This is a genomic window from Nocardia sp. IBHARD005, from assembly GCF_052814245.1.
This window is the reverse complement of record NZ_CP199935.1, coordinates 4077301-4103351: the sequence shown is the minus strand read 5'-3', so window position 1 is coordinate 4103351 and position 26051 is coordinate 4077301. Positions and strand designations below refer to the sequence as shown.

The following is a 26051-nucleotide window of genomic DNA, read 5'->3' as shown; positions in this document are numbered from 1 at the left end:
AGGTCGTTCAGCGCTCGGCGCGCTGGTAGGCCGTGATGACAGCGGCGCCGCCGAGGCCGATGTTGTGCTGCAGGGCGGCGGTGACGTTGTCGACCTGACGCTTGTCGGCGGTGCCTCGCAGCTGCCAGGTGAGCTCGCTGCACTGCGCCAATCCGGTAGCGCCGAGCGGATGCCCCTTGGAGATCAGGCCGCCGGAGGGGTTAACGACCCATTTGCCGCCGTAGGTGGTCTGGTTGTTGTCGAGCAGGTTCCCGGCCTCGCCCTCGGCGCACAGGCCGAGCGCCTCGTAGGTGAGCAGCTCGTTGGCGGAGAAGCAGTCGTGCAGCTCGATGACCTGGAAGTCCTCCGGCGCCAGCCCGGCCTGGTCGTACACCTGACGCGCGGCGGCGACATTCATGTCGTAGCCGATGAGGTTCTTGGCGGTCCCGTTGAAGGTGGAGGCGAAATCGGTGGTCATCGCCTGACCCACGATCTCGACCGCCTGACCCGCCAACCCGTGCTTGTCCACGAACGCCTCGTTCGCCAGAATCACCGCGCCGGAACCGTCCGAGGTCGGCGAGCACTGCAGCTTGGTCAGCGGGTCGTAGATCATCCGTGAGCCAAGGATGTCATCGAGCGAGTACGCGTCCTGGAACTGCGAGTACGGGTTGTTCACCGAGTGCTTGTGGTTCTTGTAGCCGATCGTGGCGAAGTGCTCGGCTGTTGTGCCGTACTTCACCATGTGCTCACGACCAGCGGCGCCGAACATCCATGGAGCCACCGGGAACAGCACCTCGGAGATTTCCGCCAGCGCGAGGATGTGCTTGCCCATCGGCTGTTCGCGATCGTCCCAGGTCGATTCCAGTGAGCCCGGCTTCATGCGCTCGAAACCCAAGGCCAGGGCGCATTCCGCGAGCCCGCCCCGAATCGCTTGCGCCGCAAGATAGAGCGCGGTCGATCCGGTGGAACAGTTGTTGTTGACGTTCACCACCGGGATGCCGGTCATACCCAGCTCGTAGACCGCGCGTTGCCCCGCGGTGGACTCGCCGTACACGTAGCCCACGTAGGCCTGCTGCACCTCGCGGTAGTCGATCCCGGCGTCGGCGAGAGCCTCGGTCCCCGACTCGCGGGCCATGTCCGGGTAGTCCCAGTCGCTGCCGTCCTCGTTCTTGCGGCGGCCCGGCTTCTCGAACTTCGTCATGCCGACACCGACGACGTAGACCTTCTTCGTCATCGAACTCCTCATCTCGGGCCGCACGCTTGCCTTGCTGCGGCATGTTCCGATCCGTATCGATCGAACCTTCACGAAACATACAGCTCTGAACGCATGTAAACAACCCTTGTGGCAGTTACAAGGCGTTTGGCGACAAATATCCTAGTCAAGGCCAGTATTAAAGATACATTCCAGCGTGTATGTAAATACCACAGCAGACGCCACCGACGTCGATGTCTGTCGGCGTCAGTCGCCCGCGGGCCGTCCTGACAGCGCCGCCTCGGCAGCATCGTGCAGGTGACGGCAGGCGCGCAGCCACCGTCGGTGCGCGCGCTCGGGATCGTCGTCGACGAACGCGGAGAGAAGGATGCCACGCAGCGCGTCCATCGCCGTGTACAGGAATGTCTCGGCGTCCTTGCGATCCACTTCATCCGGGGTGTAGCGGCTCAAGCCCATCAGAACCGCGTTGTTGACGAACGGCTCGACCTTCTTCAGTTCCGTCGCCAGCGCCGGATCGGTACGGCTGGCAACCCACAGCTCCACCGAAGCGATGAACAGCGGACCCTGATGCAGCTCCCAGAGAAAATCCAGCACGGCCGCGACCGAGTCGGACGAGACCTGAATCCGCCCCAGCTCCTGCATGGCAGCTTCGATGCGTCGCTGCGCGAGACGACTGATGGCCGCGGTCATCAGCTCGGCCTTGGACCCGAAGTGGTGAACCTGCGCACCACGCGTCACCCCGGCGCGCTCGGCGATCCGCGGCGTGGTGGCGCCGGCGTAGCCGTATTCGACCAGGCAATCGATCGTGGCGTCCTGCAGCCGGGTCCGCATTTCCTGGCTGCGCTGTTCCTGCGTGCGGCGCGGCACCGGGGAAACTGTCGATCGCGTCATAGACCCAGCATAGGGAACCCCGACCGACCGGTCCCGCGGTCAACATCGGCCTGCGGCGTGCGCGGCGGAGCTGTGGGGCCACATCGAAGCCCACCGCACCCATCCATGGCGCTGTGCACAGCGAACTCCGTCCACCTTGCGGATCTCGACTACCTGACAACCTGACGCGCTGCGCTCGACAACTGCTAGAAGACGCGACTGCTGCTCGTCGTACACGACCGGCTAGCGCGACCAAATCTTGGAGGATCTATGAACAGCGAACCCGTTGAGTTAGCTATCGCCAGCACCGTCAGAAGCGGCGAACGTGAGTTGCGCATCGAAATCACCGAACCCCAGCAGGACCACACGACGCGAGGCTGGCAGTGCACCTACCGCGTCGAAGGCGCCCGGGCACGGGTAGCCCACGGCCCGGACAGGTTGGCCGCCATCTACGCCGCGATGATCGACATTCCGAACGCAGCGGCACGAGCCGGTTCGGTAGGCCGCCCCACCGAATCGGACCGATCACGAGTACCCGAAGGTCCTAGACCCCGTGTCGGCAACTCCGCCGGATCCGCGGCGAAGGCCCGCGAGTTCGGCCCGCATCTGGCGGCTCGGGCCGTTCATACCGCCGAGGGCCCGGTGGTGATCGCACTCGGACGGCCCCGCCAAGACCCCGATCGTCCGTACACATATCTGTGCCCTTTCCGGATCGATGATCGCACCGAAGCCTTCGGACAGGGAATGAACGAGGTGCACGCTGTGATGTCGGCGATCCGCGGTGTGGGCGCGATTCTGGGTATTCCACTGGACTGGCCCATGCCGAGCCCATCGACCGGCAGGTAATCCTTCAGGTCGGAGTTCGGATGCCTGACACGACTCGCCTCGACCGGCCGGTCGAGGCGAGTCCTTCCCCGTGCACCCACACGCCGCCGCCACGTCGCGCGGGCGTGATCCAGCGTAGACGCTGCGGCCTCCCTTCCCGGGGAGCCGCGCCCTCTGATAGCAAGTACCACAGGAAATTTCGTGGGCCGCTCAGCCGTCGACAGCACAATGCGAGTGCCGAGCCAAGGGAACAATGGCGGTGGAAGCTACACAGGCGGCCGATAGGTAACGTCTCTCGCTATCGCTTCGTCGATCTGCTCAGGCGTGAGCAGACCCACGGTGTGCGACACAGCCGCACCAGCGGCCGCGGTGCGAATCGCGAGCGCTGCGGCTGAGACATCATCCGGGACATCACCGATGACGAACAGGTCGTCGTCGCCGAAGGCGAAATAGCACGCTTCTACCCGACCACCCACGCTCTCCACCATTTCGGTGATGGCCGCGCGGCGGGCACTGCCCCCCTGTGCCAGCAGGCCTTGCGCCCCTTCTTGGAGATAGCTGACCCGCCACATGTATTTGGGCATACCTACCAGCCTCCTCTGCTCAGGGCGATCTCGGCGAGACCGACCCTACGGGCCAACCACCACCGAAACCATCCAGTGCGAACACTGTCGTCGCAATGATGCGGCAACGTAACTGCGGCGATATCCGAGATCAAGAACACCGTCCACTGCCGCGTGCGCAAAGCCGAGGAGCTACTCGGACATCCGATCGGTGAACGCAGGCTCGACATCGAAGTGGCTGACCTGCGCCCAACGGGGAATCCCGGTCAGGTGATCGAACGCGAGGCTTTTCGATCGAGACCGCATGCTTCGACCTGCGCGGCTACCTGCGCGAACGAAGTGGACGGATCGCTGTCGGCGATCGCATTTTCGAACTCGCCGACGGTTCCAGGCCACGCATTGGTGATCGTGCCATCTGCGCCCTTCCACCACGCCGTCGCTGCACCGCCGCACCAGATGGTCCGGGCGAGAGCGTGATCCAGGCGATCGAGGTAGCTCGCCATTGCCCGCTCGGTCACCTCCAGTGGCGCACCCGAGCCGGTGCTGAGGACCAGGCACCGCAGGATGTACCGGGCCTGATGCTGCTTCAGCGAGGGGTTGCTGTTCGAGGGGGTGAACGAATGCGGGCCGGCGATCATGTAAAGATTCGGAAACCCTGGTACTGCGAGCCCGTAGAAGGCGGTCGGTCGTCCTTGGCGCCGCCACTGGTCGTGCAGGTCCACACCGCCGCTGCCACGGATCTGCACCCCACCGAGAAACGCAGGCGCACGGAACCCTGTGGCCCACACGATGACGTCGGCGCGGCGCTCGGTGCCGTCGACAGTGCGGATCCCGTCCGAGCTGAGTCGATCGATGTGATCGGTGACCAATTCGACGTGTGGCTGGGTCAGCGCCGGATAAAATCCGCTGTCGAGGAGGATGCGCTTGTCCCCGATCCGGTAGTCCGGTGTGAGCTTGGCGCGCAGCTCGCGATCGCGCACGTGCCGCCGAAGATGGCCCCGCGCAGCGAGTTCGGCCGGTCCCGCCGACCACCCTGCGCGCATGATCGGTGCCAGCACCAGGTCAGCGGCATGGGAAATCCCAGCCCGATACAGCTCGTGCAGGCCGGGTACGTGCGTCAGTGCCCACCGCGATACGGGGCCGAACGACGCGGCCGGTTTCGGCAGGACCCAGGACGGGGACCGCTGATACACGGTGACACCGGCCGCGGTGCGGGCCAGCTCGGGAATCATCTGTGCCGCCGAGGAACCGGTGCCGACGACCGCGACATGCCCACTCAGGTCAGCGGTGTGGTCCCATCGCGCGGAGTGGAACGCACGGCCGCCGAAGATCTCCGCTCCGCGCAACTGCGGAATCGCGGGTCGATGCAACTGCCCGAGGGCCCACACGACCGCGCCGGTGCGGATCAGGTCCCCCGTATCGGTGCACAGTGTCCAGGTGCGGTCTGTGTCGGAGTAATGGGCGCTCACCACGGAGGTGTTGCAGCGTAGACGCTCGCGTAAACCGTTGCGGTCGGTGACCTCCCGCAGGTAGGCCAGGATCGCCTGCTGGTCCGGATAGCGCACCCGGACATCTCGATAGGGGTCGAAGGCGAAGCTGTACAGGTGTGCGGGCACATCGCAGGAACAGCCCGGATAGGTGTTCTCCCGCCACACCCCGCCGACCTCGGGTCCTTCTTCGAGGATCAGGAAGTCGCGCACACCGGCCTGTTCGAGTTGCGCGGCCATAATGAGCCCGCCGAACCCGGCCCCCACGACTACGAGTTCGTGGGTGAGTGTTTTCGGGTGTTTTCGGGTGTCTCCCCGTGCTCGCGGGGAGACACCCGATCCGGTATCCGAAGTGAATGTGCGCCAATGCAGAGCGGTCCACAACGACTGCTTTGTCTTCGGCACGGCAGGTGGTCCACGGCCCACCAGCAACGGCAATCATTCAGCAATCGTTTCGTTCGATCGGTGTCCGTCGGTCGAGTCGGGGTGTCGTCATATTTCGGGCGCGACATGAGGACTGGGACGCGATGAACGGATATTCGGCGCGATCGCGGGGGCGTGGCGCGATCCACTCAGGCGATCAGCCGGCGCCGAGCACCTCGCGGCCGATCTCGCCGGCCAGTACCTCGGTCGAGTACGCCATGAGTTGCCCTGCCTCGGCGTCGCGCAGGTGTCGCTGAATCGGCGACCCACGCAGATAACCCGATGCTCCACCCACGCGCACACCCAGCTGCGCGACGTCAACGGCGACCTTGTTCGCCAGATACTTCGCCCGTGAAAGGGTGGAGAAGAAGGCCGGGTTCGCGTTGTCGGCTTCGCGCAGACCCTGGTCATAGAGGGCATGCGCGGCGGCGAGCCGGATCTGCACGTCGGCGACCTCGTGTTGCACCCACTGTTGGCCGGCCAGTGGATTGCCCAGGATCATCCGCGACCGCGCGTGTGCGACCAACGCGGCAAGCGCCGCGTCGGCGATGCCGAGGGAAATGGCGGGCAACCCGGCCGGGATCACCGCGAAATCACCCGGTCCCGGTGCGCGACCGCGGTATTCGGCGCGCAACACGGTGTTGTCGAAGGCCAGCAGCTGACTGCGGGTCGCTCGCAAACCGAGGGTGTCCCAGATCGGGATGATCGACACGGACTCGTCCGGGATCACGCCGAAGAACGTCGGCGCCCCCGAGACGAGTGCGTTCACCAGTAGGTAGTCCGCGATCTCGCTCCCGGAGACGAACCGTTTCGCACCGGTGAGCGACCAGCCGCCCGCCACCGGGTCGGCCACCTGCTGCGGCTGCAGAAAGCGGTTCCCGCTGCCCGGTTCGGACAACGCGTTGGCGAACCGCTTACCCGCGAGGAACTCCTCGGCGAAGAACGTCCCCGCCGAATCGCCGGTCAACTCCGCCAATGCGACGCCCGCACCAGCGTGCATCACCCAGATCGTCGCCGTGGACGGATCGGCCTTCGCCAGAATCCGGACCACTGTCCCGAACGACTGGTAGCTCAATCCCAGCCCACCCAGCCGTTGAGGCAGTACCGCCCGATCGACCTGCGCATCATGCAGGGCGGTCAACTCCTCGACCGCAATCTCGGCCCGCTCGTCGTAGTCGGCGGCGTCGGCGGCAAAACCCACCGCCAGTTCGGCCACCCGATCCAGGATCTCGGGCTCACTCAACTCTCGCGACGAACCGAACTGCGCGCTGATCACGAACTACCCTCCGCTCCACAGGGATTCGATCACCGGACTGCGGAGATCATTCGACCAGGATACGCAGCGGGCCGCGCTGTGCCGCGAGATACGACAACGGACAACTGGTCACCACCGGTACGGAGCGTCCGACCTCGTCGCCGGAAACCCGGCAGCGAAGTCCGGCGCCCTCGTGCCGGACGTCGTACGGTGCGGGGCACGGAAAACCTGCTCCGGAAACGCCGGTTCGGTGTTGCGGCCCGGGAAACGCTGTGCGCACCAGAATTCAATCCATGGCCGCAGTTTCGGTCTCAGCAGGCTGCGCCACTACAGCTTTCATGGGCGTTACCGGCCACCACACCTTGTCGCCGAGCAGTGCGAACAGTGCGGGGACGACCAACGTCCGCACCACGAACGTATCGAGCAGGATGCCGATCCCGACCACGATGCCCAGCTGGGTCAGGGTGATCAACGGCAGCACACCGAGAACGCAGAACACCGCGGCGAGGACGACACCGGCGCTGGTGATGACGGCGCCGGTCGAGGCGACGGCGCGCACCATCCCCTGGGTGGTGCCGTGCGCACCCGCCTCCTCGCGCGCCCTGGTCACCAGGAAGATCGTGTAATCCACACCAAGTGCGACCAGGAACAGGAAGCCGAACAGCGGCACGTTCGTGTCGAGTGCGGGGAAGCCGAAGACCGTGCCACTGATCCAGCTGCCCGCACCGAGCGCGGCGAGCGCGCTGAGCACCGTGACGCCGACGAGCAGCACGGCGGCAGGCACCGCGCGCAGCAGTGCCAGCAACACCAGCAGCACCACGGCCAGGATCAGCGGAATGACCAGCGCCTGGTCTCGGCGGGCAGCGTCTCGGATGTCGAGCGCTTCGGCGTCGGAACCGCCGACGAGGGCCTCGGCGTCTGGGACCGCGCCGACCGCGGTCCTGATCGCGGCGACGGTGGTGAACGCTTCCGCCGTGCCCGGCGCCGCGTCAAGAACAACCGACCACCGGGTAGAACCGTCATCGGACACTCCGTCCGCTGTGGCGCGCGAAATGCCCTGCACGCCATCGAGTGCCGACTGTATCTGTGCGGTGCTCGTGCTCCGCGCGATCACCACGGCCGGATCCGACGAGCCGGACGGGAAGTGTTGGGCCATCGTCTCCAGTCCGTCGACCGACTCGGCCTCGACCCGGAATTGCCCGGTTTGCGAGAGCCCGATGTCGGTGGCCGCGAGCCCGGTCGCGAACACGATCAGAACCGCCGAAGCGGCCCCGGCCACGACGGCCGGGCGTCGCACCACCCGCTGCGCGACGACCGCCCAGGGGCCCTGCTCGGCCGCATCGCGACCGTCCGCGCGCGGCACGAACGGCCAGAAGACCCGCCGCCCGCACAGTGCCAGCATGGGCGGCAACGCGGCGAGCACGAAGATCAGCGCCACCAGGAGCCCGGCCGCGGCGAACGCGCCGAGGCTGCGGGTGTTGGGCAGCAGTGCGAGCAACAGTGTGAGCAGGGCGAGAACCACGGTGACATTGCTGGCGACGATGGCGGGCGCGGCATGACGCACCGCGGCTCGCAACGCCACTCGATGGTCGGTGTGGCGATGCAGTTCGTCGCGGTAGCGCGAGACCAGCAGCAGTGCGTAATTCGTTCCCGCCCCGAAGACCAGCACGCTGGTGATGCCGGAAGTCGAACCGTCGAAAGCGAGTCCGGTGAGCTCGGCCAACAGTGCGCCGACGCTGATGGCGACGCGGTCGGCGAGGCCGACCACCGTCAACGGCACCAGCCACAGCACCGGCGAGCGATAGGTGACGATGAGCAAGGCCATCACCACGATCGCGGTGACGATCAGCAACAGCGCGTTCGCGCCGGAGAAGGAGTCGGCGATGTCGGCGCCGAAAGCCGGTCCGCCGGTGATCTGCACGCGCAGCGGATCGGGTAGGCCGGTGGCGACGGCGGCGCGCAGTTCGCCGATCCGGTCGGTGAGCGCGAACCCGTTGAGCTGCGCGGACACCGGAATCTGGGCGAGGGCGGCGCGCCCGTCGGGAGCGAGGATCACCCGGGTGTTCTCGGTGGACGCCACGCCGACACGGGCGAGGGCCGCGTCCGCCGCCGCGAGATCGCCCGGTGTCAGGGTGCCGTCGTCGGTGCGCGTCACCACCATGATCGCGGCGGCCGTTCCGGCATCGGGAAACCGTGCGGCGGCCTCGGCCGCCGAGGCGGATTCCGCGGACGGCGGCAATGACACCGGCGCCTGCCCCGCGCTGTCGTTGCTGCCCGCCAGCGCCATCACCGCCATGGCGGCCGCGACGACAACCAGCAGCACCGCCCACGATCGCCGGCCGGTGACCAGCCCGGCGAAGCTGTCCCATCCGTTTCCGGTGTTCACACGCATCACGCGGAAAAATATTTCAGAAAATTAAACATTCGGCAATGCCGTTGGTTACGGCAGCTAAGCTCGCTGTCTGACAGAGAGAGGAGATCGCGCGTGCGTGACGACACCGCCGACACGGAACCAGCCGTCGGCCGGTCGGCGTTGGAGACCGCCATAGCTCGGGATCTGCGTGCGTTGACCGCGATCTCCGAACAGATCGGTCATGTCTTCGCGCAGTCGAACGACCTGCGCCCGAACGATTTCCGGGCCCTGATGCATGTCGCGACAGCCGACGCCGAGGGCTCGCCGGTGAGCGCGGGCCAGCTGAGCAAGTTGATGGGCGTCTCCGCACCCGCGGTCACCTATCTGGTCGAGCGGATGATCGAATCCGGGCACCTCGAACGCGTGCCCGACCCGGCGGACCGGCGCCGGGTCCACCTGAGCTACACCGACCAGGGCATGTCGGTCGCCGCCGGATTCTTCGGACCTCTCAGCGCTCATACCCGCGCCGCGATGGCCGCGCTGCCCGATGCCGACCTGACGGCCGCCCACCGCGTACTCGTCGCTGTCACGGCCGCGCTCCGCGAGTTCTATACCGAGCTACCAGCCTCGGCGCACGCCGCCGAATAAGACCTGGTAGATGGCCTCGCCGAGACGCTGGGCACCATGAGCCCGGTCACAGCTTGCGTGTCGACCGATCGCCGAGCGTGCTCGCTACGAATAACGAGGAGCTCTCAGATCGATCGGATTAGGTGATCTATGACAACCACAGTTGGAGTATCAGCGGAGTTCGGTGTCATCCGTGGGGTACTACTGTCGAGCACGCCGAGTGCACGGCCGGAGGTCCTGCTGTCCGTCGAGCAGCGCGTCGATCAGGGTGGGTCGATCGTCAGTGCACTGGACGCCATCACCGAGACGGAGCCGCCCATAGCGGACGTCGCCGTCGCGTACCACACGCCGCAGGAACGGAAGAAAATCGTCTCGCAGCTGGCGTCCGGCCGCTGGCAGACATCGTCGTTGGTCTCGATCCGATCGGCACTGTTCGCGCTGGTCGGCGGCACGCCGGAGCTGGACGAGTTCAGGACCGTCGTGGTGCTGAACCTCACCGATCGCATCGCGACCGCGGTGGTGGTCGGGGCAGATCGTCGGCACATCCTGGCGTCGGACTCCTGGACCACCCAGTTCGGCGTCGACACCGCCGCCGATGGCCCCACCGAGGTGGTCGACACCGACCCGATGAGCGAGACGATCGGTCGAGTGCGGTCGATGCTGGCATCGATTCCGACACATCCCAGCGTGATCGCCCTCGGCGGCGCGGGGGCGGCCGAACCCGAGATCGCGACGGTCTTGCAGGACGAGCTCACCGCGCGCGTTGTCCTGCTGCCGGACTTCGCCGACGCGGCCGCGCGGGGGGCGGCGCTGATCGCCGCCGACCAGGTGCGAAACCGGTCCGCCGCACCACCGAAAGATCACCGGAGCCCCAGGCGGCTACCGCTGACCGCGGCGGTCGCCGCGGTGCTACTCGTCGCGTCCGGATTCGCGGTGACACAAGTGCTGGACGACAGCTCATCAGCGGTGAATGTGGGTTCGCCCGACACGACCAGCGCTTCGCCGTCGCCGAATTCCGCGCCCGTCATCGAGCCGACGACCGATGCACAAGGTCCGATCTCGCCTGCGGGCTCTGCCTCACCATCGACGGCCGTCCCGACCCCGGCACCAGACCCTGGCCACGCGGCGGGCGCCGGCCCCGCTACAGGGGCACCATCGGCGCCCGCCCCGACCCCGCAGTCGGATCCGGTGGAACCCGAGTGGGTGCCGGCCGAACCCGAGTGGGTGCCCACCACTGCGGCGAACCCGAGAGCTCCCTCCACACCGGCGAGCTCACCGCAAGAGGCCACCCCGAGTGGCACGCCGACACCGACCAAGGTCGGCGCCCCCGACCAGAACGGGCTGTTCCCAGGAGAAGCCCCACCCCCACCGGCCGGCGCTGACCCCGCGGCGGAACGCGCATGGTGGGACAACCACTGGAACCTGAAGCAACGTTGGTTGCACGGCGGCTGAATCGCCCCGATAACCCCGGCGTTACGCCACAATCCGCAGCGGGTGTTCGACAAGTTCTTTCAGATTTGCCAGGAATTGGGCCGCGACCGCGCCGTCGATCGCGCGGTGGTCCGCGGACAGGGTCACGCGAAGGATCTTGCGGGCAACCACTTCGCCGCCATCGAGGCGTAGTTCCCCGGCCGGGGTCGCGACCGCGACGCCGAGGTGGATTCCCTTGTGACGCAACAGCTTGTCACCCGCGAAGCTGACGTTGATCGAGCTGTTGCAGCGCGACGGCCTTGACGAGTAGATCGTTCACACTGACCTTGCTGTCGCCCGCCGCGTCCAGCGTCGCGTTGATCCGCACCCGGAAGGCGAACAGCTCGGTGACGTCGATCGCGCTGGCCACGTAGAAGTGCGGTGCCTGCTGCTTACTCTCGGTGAGCCGAATCGCGCCGACACGCTGAATGTTCGTCAGCGCAACGTCCTCGAACTCCCCCGATGCCGGAACATGTTGCGGAGACACCACATTCGCGTCAACTGGCGACGTAGCGATGACGGCGGGAGCAGCAGCCTCGGCGAGGCTGACACTGTGGAGGTACACGAGGTCGGCGCCGGCGCTCAGCCCTGCGTGCTTGGTCAGCCCAGGATCATCACCCCGACCGGCCATGACGTCCCGGGCGCTCGGCAGTGGGTGATTGCATTCGGTGAGCTACCTTCCCCAAACCCTCCGCGATGGCGCGGAGCTGCTCGGGGGTCAGCACATCGATGAAGGCCTCGCGGACGAGGCCGACATGACCAGGGGCCGCGTGACGCAGGGCATCGCGACCGGCATCGGTGAGCGTGGCGTTGACGCCCCGGATATCGGTGGGACACAACTCGCGCTGGACCAGCCCTGCCTTCTCCAGCCGGCCGATCTGATAGGTCAGCCCGCTCTTGGAGTTGACCAGGGCATCGGCGAGTTCGCTCATGCGCAGTCGCCCACCCGGTGCCGCGTCGAGACGGACGAGCACCTCGTATTGGACGTGGGAGAGCCCGGCGTCGCTCTTGAGCTGAGCCTCGATCTGCCGGTTCAGCAACGACCACCCGGCGATGAGGGCATGCCAGGCGCGGCTCTCGTCCTCGTTCAGCCACCTCGGTTGATCCATTACCCCAGCGTAACGCACATTGTTCAAATTCGAATAATGATGTACCTTCGGTCATGTAGTTCAAATTCGCCGGAAACTGGCACCGCTGCGAGACGAGGGCGTACTGATCGTCGGCAGCGGGTTCTTCACCCACAACCTGCGCGCGCTGACCCATGACGGCTCGGTGCATCCGGTGATGACCGAGTTCGACGACTGGGGCCACCGCGCCCTGACCGCGGGCGACATCGACACGCTGCTCGACTTCGAGGACAAAGCCCCCGCATCACGATTGGCGCATCCGCGCACCGAACACTTCGCCCCGCTATTCGTCACACTGGGCGCGGGCGCCGACGACATCGCCACCCAGCGCACCATCATCGACGACTTCTGGCTGGGCTTGTCCAAACGCTCCATCCAGCTCGGCTGACGGCTGCGACACAGCGTCGTCCTCTGCCGCGTCAGCCGCGTTCCTGGGCGAGATGAAATGACGCCGATCCCGCTTGATCGCGGCAGTCGAGCCCGCCATCGGGCTGAGCCGCTCGGCTGCGCTGAGCCCCTTTGCACTGCTGGTTGGTTCCACCCTGTCGACACAACGCCGCATTTGCCCGATGACGGTCACCGGCGAACCACGACGCTCGCGCGCGGTGTCGGGCACCCCCAGCAACTGCCGAACTCGAACACCTGACCAGCATTTCGCCGTCGTCATCGCCCATAGCAACCTCGAATGTGCCGCGCGGGTGACCGATTCTTGCGTGCTCGCCCACACCGATCGGGTTGTCGCACATGAAAACAGGTGACGGTGCGGAAACGGAACGGCTCGGAGACTTGAGGTGTGGGTGATCTCGACCGTGGGGAGCCTAGTCGTGCAGGCAAATCCAGTAGATGCTGGTCATGTAAGTCGATCTGACCGATTCTGAGGGGCGGGCCGGATCCGGTACGCCGCAGGCCAGGTGCGCAATGACCTCGGATTCCGCGCCCTGCTCATCCGTCCTGACGGCTTCGCGGCATGGGCCGGTGACGCCGCCCCCGATCGCGACGAGTTCGCGCGGGCCGCCGCGCACTGGTTCAGCCGCCCAGTCCAGTGAAAACCATGACATTCATCGCTTTCTCTGACGGTGATCGCCACGGCCGGGCAACATCGATCGGCTCGCCACCGGCAAGAGCACCTTGCCGCCCAGTTCGCTCTACACCCTCGACTCCAGAGCGGAGGCGATCCACCAGGTCGCGGTGAGCGATATCGACACACTCGCTCGCACAGTCGCAGTGACACCCCTCACGGCTCCTTGGCCGGAACCCGTTCTGGTTCAGCGACCGGCGCGTCGGCGACAGCGGAGGGGCGAGTGGGGTCGAAGCGATAGCGGTATGTGATCGGGATGACGATCAAGATCAGGATGGCGGCGAAGACGACTACTGTGCCGCCGCCGGATACGGCGATCGTGGTGCCGACCAAAGCTGCGGTGATGCCGTGCGAGAAATCGCCGAGGCGTTGACCGCCGGCAACCGCGACGTTGAACAAACCCTGAAGTCGGCCACGGACATCGTCGGTAGCGATCTGCTGAATCATGGTGGAACGGAAGATCACCGAGATCAGATCCCCGACACCGGCGATCGCCAGGAAGAAGATCGCGAGGATGAGCCCGCCACTACCCAGCAGAGCGCTCAGACCGAACCCGGTGATGCCCACACCCCAGATGACGACGCCGACGATTACCGCGACTCCATGCCGGCGCACCCTCGGCACCCACCCGGAGAAGGCGCCACCGAGAACCGAGCCGATCGCCATCGCCGCGAACAACAAGCCCACGACCAGTTCACCGTCTCCCGCACCCGCGGCGAAACTCTTCTCCGTCATCTCCGGGAACAACGCACGGGGCAGACCGGCGACCATCGCGACCAGGTCGACCACGAACATCGCCATGATCAGGCGGTGCGACGAGACGTACACCAGACCGAACCAGATCTCGCGCACCCCCGACCGGGTCACGCGACCACTCGGCGGCAAGGCGGGCAACCGGTAAGCGGCCCATACCGCAACCAGCATCGCGGCCGAATCCAGCAGATAGGCGAGCGCAGACCCGCCGAAGGCGATGATGACACCGGCCAGCACGCTTCCGACAATGCCGCCGATCTGGATGACGGTCATCTCGAGAGTATTGGCTGCTGCGATGTGCTGCGCGGGAAGAATGCGCGGGAAGATCGCATTGCGAGTCGGCTGGTTGATCGCTATACATGCCTGCTGCAAAACAAGGATTCCGTACAGCAGCCAGATGTTGTTCAGACTCAGAAACGCTTGGATGAAAAGCAGGCTGGTGGCAAGAACCATTCCGTACGAACTGCCAAGCAGCAGTGTGCGCCGGTCGATCACGTCCGCCAGCGCACCGCCCCACAGACCGAATACGACCAGCGGCGCCACAGTGAACACCCCGACCAAGCCCACATAGGCCGATGATCCCGTGATCGCGTAAACCTGCAGCGGCACCGCGATCACGGTCAGTTGCGCACCGGAGATCGACACGACCCCGCTGAACCACAGTCGCCGAAACGCCGGATAAGCCAGTGGTCTGCGGTCGATGAGCACGCCACCACCGCGCTCAGTCGTCTTCGATCCTTCCCCCGGTTCCACAGCTATCGATTCGCCGAGTAGCAAGTAGTCAATGCCGCCGACAGGCTCATGGAACCAGCACCAACTTGTGCCGCAGCCTTCACAAGATCCCTCAGCTCCAGAATTTTCGATGAATCTATATTCAGTGAACTACGATTCATCATCGTACGCTTCCGCTGAACACTGTCAAGAAGTGATCGCCACGTCCGCAGCCAACGGATTCCCTCGGTGTCCAACCCATGGACGGGCTCGTCGAGCATCAAGATCTCCGGATCGCCGAACAGTGCGGTCACGACACCGAGCCGTTGCACCATGCCTAGCGAGTACGCCGTGACCTTGCTGTCCGCGGCACTCGCCAGCCCGACAGTCGCGATGGCGTCACTGCGATCGCTGAACCCGCGTAACCGCTGTCCTGCAGTCATGGTGCAGTGGACGGGTGGAGTCGATCGGACCGTTGGTTCTCGACCATCCGGAGCAGTCCCGGCCATGCGGCCGCGAAGATCTCGCTTTTGGGGGACCCGAGCGGTCAGAGAATGGGGATGTCCGGAGGGATCTGGAGTGCGATGTAGATCAGGGTGTGAACGCGAGTCGCGATGACTCCGAGCAGGCCCTGCATTGCTTCCGGCGCGGACTCGGCGACGGCCTGGAAGGACTTCAGGTCGTCATCGATCCGCTCGAGGATCGGCCCCACGTCTGTCGTGGGCGAGGCGAAAGCGGTCGCGATCTCCTCCAGTGGGATGCCCTGGGCTTCCAGGCTTTTGATGAGCTGGATCCGCTCGGTGTCTGCCGGATCGTAGAGCCGGAAATTACCGGTGGTGCGTTCGGCCGGATTCAGCAGGCCGAGGCTGGTGTAGTAGTCGACCGTTCGCGTCGAAACCTCGGCGCGGTTGGCCAGTTCACCGATCCGGATCGGCGCTTCGGTCATATCGGCGCCCTCTTTCCACACTGCCGTTCACCTGGTCATGGCGTCGGTCAGCGTAACTGTTGTTGGTAATTCATCGACACCTCCACGCGATTCAGGTGGCGGCGACGAGGTCGGCGACGACGACAGTGACGTTGTCCGGTCCCCCACCTTCCAGCGCCAGATCGATCAGTCGGTCGGCACACGCGTCGACGGTGCGTACGTCGGCCATCGTCATTTCGATCTGCTCGGAGCCGACCACATCCGACAATCCGTCCGAACACAACAGAAACCGATCACCGATCACCGCCGTCCCGGGGACGAGCGCAGGGGTGAGAGCCGCACCTGTCAATGCTCGCATGATCAACGAACGTCGCGGATGCGTTCGCGCCTGCTCGACGGTGATGTGGCCGGCGTCGACCAGTGACTGGACGAAAGTGTCGTCGTGGGTGAGCTGCGACAGTTGACCGCCACGCAGCCGGTAGGCGCGGGAGTCGCCGACGTGCGCGAGCCCGAAGCTGGTGCCGTCGAACAAGATCGCGGTGAGCGTGGTGCCCATACCCGCCGTCTCGGGATTACGGGTGGCGTGCTCGGCGATCGCTGTGTTGCCCGCCAGCACCGCCTGTTCCAGCTGTCGCAGGAGATCACCGTCACCTGTTTGTTCGAGCGGTGCCAGTGCGGCGATCATCAACGCGGAAGCGACTTCGCCTGCCGAGTGGCCACCCATCCCATCGGCGAGTGCGAGGACCCTCGCCCCGGCATGGACACTGTCCTCGTTCGCCGCACGGACCAGCCCACGATGGCTGCGCTGCGCACAAACCAATCGGGTTGTCACGGTGACACCTTCGTTGCCCGTCGCAAGTCGACACCCATGATCTGTCCTTTCGCCGTGGTGAAACTGCTTGTTCTGCCTAGTTTTTCGTGTCTTTGCCCGTAGCTGCCGGGAGTAGCCGCTGCAGGACGTCGGTGATGGTGACCAGACCGACGATCGCCGTTGCGGCATCCGCGGCGGTGACCAGCGCGAGGTGGCTGCGGGATTCGCGCATGACGCGCAGCGCCTCGTACACCGGGACGCTGGCAGCGAACCTCAGCACCGGCCGCATCAGTTCGTCCGCGGTGGTCCGCGGCGCGGCGGTGAGACTGTCACGCACGTGAACCACGCCGAGGACGTCGGTGCCCTCCCGCACCAGCAACCGCAGGTGACCGGTCTCGCGCGACATGTCCTGGATGTCGAGGATCCCGGCGGTGGGCGCCACCGCGCTCGGCCTGGGGTTCGGCGCGGTGAGGTCACCGACGGTGAGCTGTTCGAGTTCCAGTGCGCTGGTGAGGTTCCCGTGGTAGCGCTCGTCGAGGGTGCCCGCGGTCGCGGAATGCTCGACAAGGTGGCGCAACGCGGCCGAATCCTGACCGGCGTCGACCTCGTCGACCGGCGTGACACCGACTCTGCGCAGGCACCAGTTGGCCGCATGGTTCAACGCGGTCAGCAAGGGACGCGTCACCGCCATGAACGCGCGCATCGGAATCGCCAGCATCGTCGCCGACTTCTCCGGATGCGCGATGGCCCACGATTTGGGTGCCATCTCACCGACCACCAGGTGCAGGAACGTCACCACGATCAGCGCGAGCACGAACCCCGCGGCGTCGGCCACCCACAACGGGGCACCCAGGTGCTCGACGAGAGGGGTGATCCAGTGGTGCACAGCAGGTTTGGTGACCGCGCCCAAGGCAAGGGTGCAGACCGTGATACCGAGCTGAGAACCGGCCAGCAGCACCGGCAACTCCGCCGAACTGCGCAACGCCGCACGGGCGGCACGACTGTTCGGTGCGGCATCCTCGAGCCGGTGCCGGCGGGCCGCGATCAGCGCGAACTCGACAGCCACGAAGAACGCACTCGAAGCGATCAGGACGATCGTGACAGCGACGACCACCCACGGGTTACTCATCAGCGTCGCCTGCCTGCTCGGTGCGCACGGTCAACCACACCGACGACGGCACATGCTTGCCGATCGCTCTGACCTCGGCCGCCACCGTCCGGGCCGGACCCGGTCGCTCGGCGATGTAGTCCGCGCCGCGGCGAGGAATCGCGATCTCGACGCGGTCGCCTTCCTCCGGCAGTCCCCCGTAAGCGTTGATGATCAGTCCGGCAATGGTTTCGAAGTCGCCCGCGGGCAGGTCCACCCCGATCACCCGCTCGACCTCGTCGAGGTGTATGTCGCCCGGCATGAGCCAACCACCTTCTACGGCAACGATTTCCGGGGTGGTGCCGGAGTCGTGTTCGTCGGCGATCTCACCGACGAGTTCTTCGGCGATGTCCTCGATCGTCACGATCCCGGCGAAGCCGCCGTACTCGTCGACGACCAACGCCATCTCCTGCCGCGCCGTACTGAGCCGGGCGACCACCTCTGGCAGCGCCAACGACTCCGGGACCAATTCCGCGGGCCGCATATGGTCGCCCGCGGTCCCGGTCGGTTCGCCGACGAGCAGATCGTGCAGTTCGATAATGCCGAGAATGTCGTCGCTGGAACGTCCGACAACCGGGTAGCGGGTGTGTCCGGTACTCATCCGAGCGAGCACGGCCTCGACCGGCTCCCCGACATTGACCAGGTCGACTTGGGAACGCGGAATCATCGCGTGTTCGGCTGTGGCGGAAGGGAAATCGAGCATCCGATCCAGCAGCATCGACAACTCACGCGGCAACTCCCCCGCGTCGCGGGAAGCGGCCACGATGTGTTCGAGGTCGCGCGGGGTGGCAGAGTGTTCCACATCGTGGACCGGTTCGATCCGCAATGCGCGCAACAGCACATTCGATGATTGGTCGAAAAGCCAGATCAGCCAGCCGAATACCCGCAGATACAGCGTGGTCGAGCGCGCCAACCAGCGCGCGACCGGCTCGGGGCGGGCAATGGCGAGGTTCTTCGGGAACAACTCACCGAACAACATCTGTACCAGCGTTGAGAACACGATCGCCAGCACTGTGCCGACACCGATTCCGACCGCGGTCGGAATGCCGATCCCTCCCGCCATTTCCCCGAGACCGCGACCGATCAGCGGTTCAGCCACATAACCGACGAGCAGCCCGGTCACCGTGATTCCCAACTGGGCGCCGGAGAGCATGAACGACGTCCGCCGCGTCACCGCGAGCGCACGACCTGCGGCCGCATCACCGGCCTCGGCGTGCGCGGCGAGCCGGGACCGATCCACCGCCATATACGCGAATTCCTGGGCAACGAAATACCCGGTCACCGCGGTAATCAGCAAAACAACAACCACTCCGAGAACCACGCTCAACGCGGTCAGCACATGCCCACCCCGTCACGCCCCACCAACGCGCGCGCCGCACCGCGGAGCAATCTAGACGGACCTTCGTCGTCAACTTCACCATCCGGCATGCGCGCCACACTAGCACGTAGCACTGTACGGTTCCGGTGCCGAAACCAGTGCCGGGAAACCGGATTCCGCCGGGAAGTGTGAGGTCCGCGGTGCCGCGATCAGGGGGCGAGCACGACAGTCTTACCTCACCTGGAGCCGCCCTGTCACGCCGATCGCTAGAGCGATGGTGTGCTCGGACAGGTCGGAGACGGCGGTTCAGCAGCGGTGTCGACGGCCGTATGCGCATGCTCAGTGCCCGCACCGGCGTCGGACAGCGGAGTCTCATGGGCAGTGTCGGTGTCGGAGCCGAACGACGTTGCGGTGGGGTATCGAGGGAGTTCGGACAGTACGTCGAGCGATATACCGGCCGGAATCGGTGTCATCATTGCCTCGGTGTTGGGGCCGATGAGCTCTGGACCGCGCAATTCTGCCCTGCGGTCTTGCCGACCGCGCGCCGCCCCGCCGGGCGCGCGGACGGTGGTGATACTCAGGTGCAACGGACAGATCAATGGAGCCGGAGGCAGCAGTGACGTCATATCACTTCACCACGCAGATCGAGCTCGGAGGACAGACCGCCACCGGTTTCCGGGTACCCGCCGACATCGTCGACGCGCTCGGTCAGGGGAAGCGACCACGGGTCTTCGTGACCATCGGGCCCCACACGTATCGAAGCACGGTGGCCGTGTATGGCGGTGAGTTCATGCTGCCGCTGAACGCGTCGAACCGTGACGCCGCTGGTGTCAGCGCCGGAGACACCACAGAGGTCACCGTCGAACTCGATCGGGAAGAACGCACCATCGAGGTTCCCGACGATCTCGCACAGGCACTGGAACAACACCGCGGCTCGACAGCAGCGTTCGCCGCGCTCTCCTACAGCAAGCAACGCGAACGCGTGCAGTCCGTCACCGCGGCCAAGCGTCCCGACACCCGCAAGAGCCGGATCGCCAAAATCATCACCGAGCTCACCGATACCTGACCGGAGACGTCTCGCCGTAGCGCGGGCTCGTCGTCACGTGCAAGGCGGCTGGAGGCGTTCCTTCGCGAATGCCGCGGTCACATAGTCGACAAGGTGAAGACGAAGGGTCGAATGCCAGTCGGCGGGAATATCGCCGATTGCCCCACCGAGGGCCGTCTCGACTTCGTTCAATACGAAGGGAAGCGGAATGCTCTCCCGCGAACAAGCCTGTACCACATATTCCAACTTGTCCACAATGTCGTGGAGATGAGCGGTCTCGCTCTCGCGTATCCCCGCATCGAGACCCCCGGTGCTTCCGAGATTCCGGCGCACCTGATCGCTGCCTTCACCGTAGAGCGATCGCGGGTTATTCCTGATGTACTCGTCCATGGCCCCCCCTGTTGTATTCGTTCCGTGCCGATGGTCAACGTACCGAATATTCACAGGAACCGGTGTACTACCGAGCAGTCACTTGGCTAACATACAGTTACAAGTAGAGGATTTGTGATCCTTACCAGGACGCATGCGCAGAGTGTCCAGCGCCACAATCAGGGCGGTGCTGGGCGCGATCTGATCCGTTCGCGAAGCGTGACTCTCGTCAGGCCCGTTCGCCGTGCAGGGCGAGTGTGTCGTCGATGCAGCGTGCGATGAACACGTCATCGATCGCCTGTTCTCCGACCAGCAGCCGGAAATACAGTGGCGCGGAAAGGGTTTCGAGTACCGCGCGCGGATTGACCGTTGCCGGGAGTTCGCCACGCTCCACGGCTTTGGTGATCACCTGCGAGCTCCGCTCGAAACGATCGTTCCAGAATTTGCGGCGCGCGGCGTCGACCTCCGGATCCGACGACAGAGCCACGGTGGTGCCCACCAGCCGCGCCATCCCCGGGCGCGAGATCAGGTCAGAAACCTGTTCGGCCAGCACCGCCAGATCCGATCGCAGGCTGCCGGTGTCCGGCGCGGGATTCCCGACGGCGGCGAGCTCGGTGACCGCCGCGGCGATCAAGGCGGTCCGGGTGCCCCAGCGGCGATAGATCGTCGTCTCGGCGACACCGGCGCGGGCCGCGACATCACCGATGGTCAAACCCTCGATGCCGTGCTCGGTGACCTGCTGCAGGGTCGCGGTCAGAACGGCGTCACGTACTCGCGCCGAGCGTCCCCCGGTCCGCTTACGCGGAGCCGGGGGTGTCACCGACTGCTCGTCGTCGGCTTCGAGTCCACTCTGATCCATGGTCAAGTTCTACTCGACGGCCACGCCGTCTGCCGAATGCCGACCGACGGGACCGGCGCGCCCGGCCACCTCCTGGTCAGCGCAGATATGCCTCGATCCAGTTGCCGAATTCGGTCGCGAGATGCCACTGGTGCTCGCTGATGTACAGGCCGGGCACCGCAGCTTCCGTTGCCGCCGTCGCGTTGTCAACGGTCTGCACATAGTTAACGCCACACGAACTTGCGTTTCCAAGCGCAAGGAGGCACGGTTAACGCCAGTTCGAATAGCTTTAACGAGAGGTAGCAGCCATGGACGATCCCATCGAAATCCGAACATTCCTCGGCGAGGAGAACCTCACCCGCCAGCAGGTACGCGCCTGGGAAGCGCGGCGCGCCGAAGCGGTGCTGAAGAGGTTCGCCGCACGCCTCGGGCGCCGCGGAGTAGCCGAACTGCTGCGCGATTTCACGATCGGCAGGGCGCTCGACGCGCCCCTCGACGTCCAGCGCAAGGCCCTCACCGATATGAAAACCCAGCTGGGTCACGCGGGGATCTACGCCATGCTCCAGCGCGATCTGGCGATCTCGGACCGGATGGCGCGAATCGGTGTCGCCACCAGCCGGGGCCGAGCCAAGTACTCGGTCACCCGACTCGAAGTCCCCCACTACTCCGCGCAGCGATTCGCCGACTGGTTCAACAACCTGACCATCACCGACGCCGAGGTCGACATGGTGGCCGCCACTCCGGACCACTACCTGCTGCGCGGCCTGCCCGACGGCCGTCAGGAAGTCGTCGAAACGACCGGCGGCTCACCCACAGCGTCGCGGTTCCTCGTCGACTACACCAGAACCGAAGCGCTGACCATCCCCGTCGACCCCGACTACCCCATCCAGATCGCGGGCCAAGCCCTGCTCGACGACGGCCTGGTCATCGGCGGCGTCCGCCACCAGTTCCGCGACCGCGACGGCACTCTCGAAGCCCTACTGACGGTGCAGTTCCCGGGCAGTCTGCCCGACCGGCTCATCCACCAGCACCAATGGCACCTGGCCGACGAGTTCAGCAACTGGATGATCGCCGCGGCCCCGGTGGCGGCGACCGCCTGACACCGAGAACCGAGCACGGCACGACCTGGCGTGGAGTTCGACAGCAGGCCTGAATACGGTCCGGATGCCGTCGTTGCCGCGATCCGGAGGGTGCTGGACACCTTCGATCGGCCTCGACCTGGGCATACGGAGCCCGGGATACATTGGCAGCCCCCGTGATCGCGACGCCCGCCGAATCGTCCGCGGCCTGGTAATCGCCCCACATAACAGCACTGACCAGCGGAATAATCGAGTTCGGGATCGCCGGGTGCGGTTGCTGGATAGGGTCGGCGGAAAGACCGAGCTGGAGGTGAACGTGGGAGTCAAACAGCGGGCCACGGTGCAGATGAGCGCGGACGAGATCGCGCAGTTCCTCGACCGCAGCAGGGTGCTCACCTTGGCAACCCTCGATGCCGAGGGGAAACCGCATCTGACAGCCATGTGGTTCGGGCACATCGACGGCAAGATCTACTTCGAGACCAAGGCGAAGTCGCAGAAGGCGGCCAACCTGCGCCGCAACCCGACCCTCACCTGCATGGCCGAGGCGGGCGACACCTACGACCAGTTGCGCGGCGTTTCGATCGAAGGAACAGCGCATCTGATCGAGGACCCCGCCGATGAGGAGTACTGGAACGCCGGAATCGACGTCTTCCGCCGCTACGTCGGTCCGTACACCGCGCAGGCTCGTCCGCTGGTCGAGTCCATGATGCACAAACGCATCGTCGTTCGGGTCGAGCCGACGCGGATCCGCTCTTGGGACCATCGCAAACTCGGTCTGCCCGCCATGCCGCTCGGCGGCAGTACAGCTGATGTGCAGCCCTGATCGGCGTTCATCGGATCGGCCGAGGCGACCACCGCGTCGTACCGGCTTCCTCGACGATGCCACCGTCGGTCGCCTACGCGCCGGGCGGTGGTGGTGATGGCCTCAGCACAGCATCAGCCAATCGGGCTGATCGCGAAGCTGATGCATGTTCACGTGGTTATCACCTCTGTCAGCCTGCGTTGTCGAAGCGCATACCGGCGTGCGACGACGTAGGAGAGGGCGCTGACGCCGAACATGACAGCGCTCACCAGCAGCCACCGTACGAGGAAAGGCTGCTGGGTTTGCCCGGTGGCGGCGAGATACGTTGCCTTCCCCTGCTCGAAGATGCCGGGGAAGAACAGCAGCAACAACAGACCGCTGCCCAGGGCTGGAATCCGAAGGTAGTTCACAGGCGACACGATCGGGCGCCCCAGCGTTGGTCGTCGGCCCCGGGCTGCGTGCCAGCTTGCGGTCAGCAGTCGATCGGCGAGGGCGTACAGCGGAAACAGCACAAAGTCGTGAGCAATGACCGCGCCGAGAAACCAGACCAGGATCGATTGCCACCACACGTCGGGGTTCCAGAGCGTCGCCGGCCCCATCACGGCGATGATGTATCCGAAGAGAGAGAAACCCGCCAGCAGGACGAGCAAATACAGGGGGTGTGCGCCGTAGAACCTTTTCGCACCGGCAATAATTGTGGGCATGTCAGCTCCGGAACTCGATCGAGCGGACCCATTTCGTGTTGTGTACCCCGGGAAGGGCGGGGACGATGATTCGGGCAGGGTAGCCGTGGTCGAGCGAGATATCCTGCCCGTTCACCTTCAATGCGAGCAGCGAGTCCGGGTGCAGAACCTGATTACCCTGCAGAGTCGCTGCGCCGAACGGCCCGCCTCTTTCGAGCGAGCTCACCAACGCAGACGACGGAGCGGAAATGCCGGCGAGCGCGGCCAAATCACGTAACCGCACGCCAGTCCAGGTCTGGGTGGTGGACCAGCCTTCGACGCACGCGATCGGCAACCGTGCGGTGTGTTGGGACATGTCTGCCAGCGCGAGGCGATCGAGCGTGCGTGTCGATGATCCGCCGGTCAGAGTCAGCCGCCATGCCGACCCGGTGGCGGCGGCGTCGATCCCGGCGGCGGTCGCGGTGCGGTTGATCGGGAACCCGTTGGGACCTCGTTCTGCTCCTCGTCCTCGGGGTACCAGAAGCGCGGCGTGGCGGGTGATCCCGCCGATCGTCTGACCTGCCGTCAGGATCGCCACCAGCAGTGACCCACAGCCGACCAGCGCGAGCGCACCACGGCGGCTGATCGTCGCGGGCGCGGGATCCTCGGCAACCAGTCCGTCGGGACCGAGCGATTCGGGGCGCGTATCGGCGCGGGAAGTCCGCAGTACCCCGAGCAGGGAACGGGAGCGCAGGTGACGGACCATCCGAGGCAGTTTGAGGGCGACATGCACCAGGAATCCGGCGATGAACACCCATGCTCCGTAGTAGTGGGCGGTGTAGAAGCTGAACCCGAAGATGTAGTCGTACTGGATGTTCAGCACTCCGGTGGCGATCTCGAAGACGATGCCGCCGATCAGCAGTATCAGGGAGAGTCGTTCGAGGATTTGCGCAATCGAGCGGGCGGGTGGCCAGATGAACAGTCGTGGCATCACCGACCACAGCTTCGCCAGGACTACCGGGATGATGATCAGCCCAAGGCCGACATGGAGGCCCTGGGTGAGCTGGAACAGCCAGGACGGCCGGGTCGGCCAGTCGAAGAACGGCAGGCGTAACCACCCCACGTCAGCGGGGATGGCTTGGCCGAACTGAGGTCCGTAGGCGATGTAGTCGAGCAGTCCGGTGAGAGTGACTATCGGCAGGGCTACCAAGAGCACAGCGCCGAAGACGGAGGTCAGCCACGGGCCCCGCAGGGGGCTTCGCCATGTCTTCGACGTGGGTAGCAACGGCGGACGACGTCGCCCTATGGCTTCCCATAGGCCGGCGGGGAAGCCGTATGCCCCCGCGTCCTCGATAGCATCCTTGTCGCGTTCAGTTGGCGCACGGTGCTGTTCGGGTTGCTCCGAGTTCGGGCTGTTTACGGTCATGAGCACCCCGTCATATGTTCGCGACACCGAACGCGCCCCGCGATGGGCCAGGCTCCCGTCGGGGGATTCGGTTGTGGGTGAATCCGCTATGTGGTGTTGAGGGTGATCGTCGCAATTCCGACGAGCATGCCCGCCTTGACCGCGTCAGTGTTGAATGTCTTGTTCAGCAGTGCTGCAGCGTCCTCGGACACCAGGACTCGGGTGCCCTGCAGGATGGCCGTGTTGTCGGGTCCGGTCTGCAACGGCTGCAGAGTGCTGCCGTCGAGGTTGAACAGGGTGGCGTGCGTCGCGGCCGGGTCCCCGTTGACACTCACGTCGCCGTACAGCAGCGAGGTGCCGGGATCGATGTCGAAGTTGGTCAGCTCCACTGTGGTATGTCCCGCGGTCAGGGACAGGCCACTGTCGTTGTGCTTGATATCGCCTTGCACATAGGGCTCGACGGTGCCAGGTGTGTAGTACTTCACTTGACCGCCGGTGATCGGGAACACGACCGATCCATTGTCGAGTGTGGCGGTACCGACAACTCCTGGAGTCAGCGCGAGACTGGTCAGCGCGTCGGTGAAGCTCTTGTCCAGAGCAACTGCCGTGGTCTTCCCGGTCAACGCATCGATTTGAGCGACGGGGGTGGGTACTGCTGTTGTTGTTGTCATCATATTGGTAGTCGTATTGGCACTGGATTTGTCGTCGGCATTGTCGTTCGAGCACCCTGCCAGAGGTGTAATAGCGAAAGCAGCGATCGCCGCTATCAGGGCGGACTTGCGGTAGTCGACCATGAGTTTCAACCTTCCTCGGAGTTTTCAGGTCAGTAATTCGCTACGGCAAGCAACTCGGATGGGGTTATTGGTCGCAATGAGCCTGGGAACCTCCTTGCCTGCTCGTGTCGGCAAACACTCGA

General features: G+C 65.3%; 29 protein-coding genes and 1 pseudogene. 9 read left to right on the top strand and 21 right to left on the bottom strand.

What is annotated here, in order from left to right; all coding sequences use genetic code 11:
• Positions 1–7: 7 nt before the first annotated feature.
• Positions 8–1213: a lipid-transfer protein gene (locus ACTWPB_RS19285; RefSeq protein WP_446221989.1), complete on the bottom strand. Its 1206-nt coding sequence runs from the start codon at positions 1211–1213 to the stop codon at positions 8–10.
• Between the two features lie 225 nt (positions 1214–1438).
• Positions 1439–2083 (bottom strand): TetR/AcrR family transcriptional regulator, encoded by a 645-nt coding sequence (locus ACTWPB_RS19280; RefSeq protein WP_446221988.1) that lies wholly within the window; start codon positions 2081–2083, stop codon positions 1439–1441.
• A 249-nt stretch (positions 2084–2332) separates the two neighbouring features.
• On the opposite strand from ACTWPB_RS19280, the gene ACTWPB_RS19275 reads away from it, so the two are divergent.
• Entirely contained in the window at positions 2333–2908 is a 576-nt protein-coding gene (locus ACTWPB_RS19275; RefSeq protein ID WP_446221987.1) for a DUF6968 family protein, read from the top strand.
• A 245-nt stretch (positions 2909–3153) separates the two neighbouring features.
• Here ACTWPB_RS19275 and ACTWPB_RS19270 read toward each other — a convergent pair whose 3' ends face one another.
• From ACTWPB_RS19270 to ACTWPB_RS19255, 4 genes are all read right to left on the bottom strand, one after another.
• On the bottom strand, positions 3154–3471 hold the full coding sequence (locus ACTWPB_RS19270; protein WP_446221986.1) for a GYD domain-containing protein: 318 nt from the start codon (positions 3469–3471) through the stop codon (positions 3154–3156).
• Between the two features lie 245 nt (positions 3472–3716).
• The gene (locus ACTWPB_RS19265) at positions 3717–5204 is read right to left on the bottom strand and encodes a flavin-containing monooxygenase (RefSeq protein ID WP_446221985.1); all 1488 of its coding nucleotides are present in this window, start codon (positions 5202–5204) and stop codon (positions 3717–3719) included.
• 313 nt (positions 5205–5517) lie between these two features.
• The gene (locus tag ACTWPB_RS19260; protein WP_446221984.1) at positions 5518–6636 is read right to left on the bottom strand and encodes an acyl-CoA dehydrogenase family protein; all 1119 of its coding nucleotides are present in this window, start codon (positions 6634–6636) and stop codon (positions 5518–5520) included.
• A 265-nt stretch (positions 6637–6901) separates the two neighbouring features.
• Positions 6902–9007: an MMPL family transporter gene (locus tag ACTWPB_RS19255; protein WP_446221983.1), complete on the bottom strand. Its 2106-nt coding sequence runs from the start codon at positions 9005–9007 to the stop codon at positions 6902–6904.
• Positions 9008–9100: 93 nt separating this feature from the next.
• Here ACTWPB_RS19255 and ACTWPB_RS19250 point away from each other — a divergent pair, with 93 nt between their 5' ends.
• Together ACTWPB_RS19250 and ACTWPB_RS19245 are read left to right on the top strand one after the other, a co-directional pair.
• Positions 9101–9616, top strand: coding sequence for a MarR family winged helix-turn-helix transcriptional regulator (locus tag ACTWPB_RS19250; protein WP_446221982.1), 516 nt, complete (start codon positions 9101–9103; stop codon positions 9614–9616).
• 129 nt (positions 9617–9745) lie between these two features.
• Positions 9746–11047: a hypothetical protein gene (locus tag ACTWPB_RS19245; RefSeq protein ID WP_446221981.1), complete on the top strand. Its 1302-nt coding sequence runs from the start codon at positions 9746–9748 to the stop codon at positions 11045–11047.
• A 21-nt stretch (positions 11048–11068) separates the two neighbouring features.
• On the opposite strand, the gene ACTWPB_RS19240 is transcribed toward ACTWPB_RS19245, so the two are convergent.
• The 3 genes from ACTWPB_RS19240 to ACTWPB_RS19230 all read right to left on the bottom strand — a co-directional run bounded on the left by ACTWPB_RS19240 (position 11069) and on the right by ACTWPB_RS19230 (position 12174).
• Positions 11069–11272, bottom strand: coding sequence for a 2-oxo acid dehydrogenase subunit E2 (locus ACTWPB_RS19240; protein ID WP_446221980.1), 204 nt, complete (start codon positions 11270–11272; stop codon positions 11069–11071).
• A 7-nt stretch (positions 11273–11279) separates the two neighbouring features.
• On the bottom strand, positions 11280–11552 hold the full coding sequence (locus ACTWPB_RS19235; protein WP_446221979.1) for a 2-oxo acid dehydrogenase subunit E2: 273 nt from the start codon (positions 11550–11552) through the stop codon (positions 11280–11282).
• A 127-nt stretch (positions 11553–11679) separates the two neighbouring features.
• Positions 11680–12174, bottom strand: coding sequence for a MarR family winged helix-turn-helix transcriptional regulator (locus ACTWPB_RS19230; RefSeq protein WP_446221978.1), 495 nt, complete (start codon positions 12172–12174; stop codon positions 11680–11682).
• A gap of 64 nt (positions 12175–12238) precedes the next feature.
• Between ACTWPB_RS19230 and ACTWPB_RS19225 the strand changes: the two genes are divergently transcribed.
• The 3 genes from ACTWPB_RS19225 to ACTWPB_RS19215 all read left to right on the top strand — a co-directional run bounded on the left by ACTWPB_RS19225 (position 12239) and on the right by ACTWPB_RS19215 (position 13238).
• The gene (locus tag ACTWPB_RS19225; protein ID WP_446226413.1) at positions 12239–12580 is read left to right on the top strand and encodes a dioxygenase family protein; all 342 of its coding nucleotides are present in this window, start codon (positions 12239–12241) and stop codon (positions 12578–12580) included.
• A 73-nt stretch (positions 12581–12653) separates the two neighbouring features.
• Positions 12654–12950, top strand: a complete 297-nt coding sequence (locus ACTWPB_RS19220) for a hypothetical protein (RefSeq protein ID WP_446221977.1) — start codon at positions 12654–12656, stop codon at positions 12948–12950.
• A 153-nt stretch (positions 12951–13103) separates the two neighbouring features.
• On the top strand, positions 13104–13238 hold the full coding sequence (locus ACTWPB_RS19215) for an aromatic-ring hydroxylase C-terminal domain-containing protein (RefSeq protein ID WP_446221976.1): 135 nt from the start codon (positions 13104–13106) through the stop codon (positions 13236–13238).
• 188 nt (positions 13239–13426) lie between these two features.
• On the opposite strand, the gene ACTWPB_RS19210 is transcribed toward ACTWPB_RS19215, so the two are convergent.
• The 6 genes and pseudogenes from ACTWPB_RS19210 to ACTWPB_RS19185 all read right to left on the bottom strand — a co-directional run bounded on the left by ACTWPB_RS19210 (position 13427) and on the right by ACTWPB_RS19185 (position 18956).
• A complete protein-coding gene (locus ACTWPB_RS19210) occupies positions 13427–14731 on the bottom strand; it encodes an MFS transporter (RefSeq protein WP_446221975.1) in 1305 nt (434 codons plus the stop codon).
• Positions 14732–14778: 47 nt separating this feature from the next.
• Positions 14779–15177, bottom strand: coding sequence for an ATP-binding cassette domain-containing protein (locus tag ACTWPB_RS19205; RefSeq protein ID WP_446221974.1), 399 nt, complete (start codon positions 15175–15177; stop codon positions 14779–14781).
• Positions 15178–15281: 104 nt separating this feature from the next.
• A complete protein-coding gene (locus ACTWPB_RS19200) occupies positions 15282–15680 on the bottom strand; it encodes a helix-turn-helix domain-containing protein (protein WP_446221973.1) in 399 nt (132 codons plus the stop codon).
• Positions 15681–15783: 103 nt separating this feature from the next.
• A pseudogene (locus ACTWPB_RS19195) lies at positions 15784–16491 on the bottom strand (PP2C family protein-serine/threonine phosphatase); the annotation flags it as partial.
• A 76-nt stretch (positions 16492–16567) separates the two neighbouring features.
• Positions 16568–17599, bottom strand: a complete 1032-nt coding sequence (locus tag ACTWPB_RS19190; RefSeq protein ID WP_446221972.1) for a hemolysin family protein — start codon at positions 17597–17599, stop codon at positions 16568–16570.
• The gene (locus tag ACTWPB_RS19185; RefSeq protein ID WP_446221971.1) at positions 17592–18956 is read right to left on the bottom strand and encodes a hemolysin family protein; all 1365 of its coding nucleotides are present in this window, start codon (positions 18954–18956) and stop codon (positions 17592–17594) included. Before ACTWPB_RS19185 ends, ACTWPB_RS19190 begins: the two co-directional genes overlap by 8 nt.
• Positions 18957–19551: 595 nt before the next feature.
• On the opposite strand from ACTWPB_RS19185, the gene ACTWPB_RS19180 reads away from it, so the two are divergent.
• Positions 19552–20001: a YdeI/OmpD-associated family protein gene (locus ACTWPB_RS19180; protein WP_446221970.1), complete on the top strand. Its 450-nt coding sequence runs from the start codon at positions 19552–19554 to the stop codon at positions 19999–20001.
• Positions 20002–20034: 33 nt separating this feature from the next.
• Here ACTWPB_RS19180 and ACTWPB_RS19175 read toward each other — a convergent pair whose 3' ends face one another.
• The 3 genes from ACTWPB_RS19175 to ACTWPB_RS19165 form a co-directional block, all read right to left on the bottom strand.
• A complete protein-coding gene (locus ACTWPB_RS19175) occupies positions 20035–20370 on the bottom strand; it encodes a hypothetical protein (RefSeq protein WP_446221969.1) in 336 nt (111 codons plus the stop codon).
• Positions 20371–20578: 208 nt separating this feature from the next.
• Positions 20579–21208, bottom strand: a complete 630-nt coding sequence (locus ACTWPB_RS19170) for a TetR/AcrR family transcriptional regulator (RefSeq protein ID WP_446221968.1) — start codon at positions 21206–21208, stop codon at positions 20579–20581.
• Between the two features lie 76 nt (positions 21209–21284).
• Positions 21285–21407, bottom strand: a complete 123-nt coding sequence (locus ACTWPB_RS19165) for a hypothetical protein (RefSeq protein ID WP_446221967.1) — start codon at positions 21405–21407, stop codon at positions 21285–21287.
• A gap of 88 nt (positions 21408–21495) precedes the next feature.
• Here ACTWPB_RS19165 and ACTWPB_RS19160 point away from each other — a divergent pair, with 88 nt between their 5' ends.
• Positions 21496–22287 carry a hypothetical protein gene (locus ACTWPB_RS19160; RefSeq protein WP_446221966.1) on the top strand — a complete coding sequence of 264 codons (792 nt, stop codon included), beginning with the start codon at positions 21496–21498 and terminating at the stop codon, positions 22285–22287.
• A 295-nt stretch (positions 22288–22582) separates the two neighbouring features.
• Positions 22583–23089 carry a pyridoxamine 5'-phosphate oxidase family protein gene (locus ACTWPB_RS19155; protein ID WP_446226412.1) on the top strand — a complete coding sequence of 169 codons (507 nt, stop codon included), beginning with the start codon at positions 22583–22585 and terminating at the stop codon, positions 23087–23089.
• A 149-nt stretch (positions 23090–23238) separates the two neighbouring features.
• Here ACTWPB_RS19155 and ACTWPB_RS19150 read toward each other — a convergent pair whose 3' ends face one another.
• From ACTWPB_RS19150 to ACTWPB_RS19140, 3 genes are all read right to left on the bottom strand, one after another.
• Entirely contained in the window at positions 23239–23772 is a 534-nt protein-coding gene (locus tag ACTWPB_RS19150; protein WP_446221965.1) for a hypothetical protein, read from the bottom strand.
• A 1-nt stretch (position 23773) separates the two neighbouring features.
• A complete protein-coding gene (locus ACTWPB_RS19145; RefSeq protein ID WP_446221964.1) occupies positions 23774–25156 on the bottom strand; it encodes a molybdopterin-dependent oxidoreductase in 1383 nt (460 codons plus the stop codon).
• Between the two features lie 86 nt (positions 25157–25242).
• Positions 25243–25929, bottom strand: a complete 687-nt coding sequence (locus ACTWPB_RS19140; RefSeq protein WP_446221963.1) for a hypothetical protein — start codon at positions 25927–25929, stop codon at positions 25243–25245.
• Positions 25930–26051: the final 122 nt, after the last annotated feature.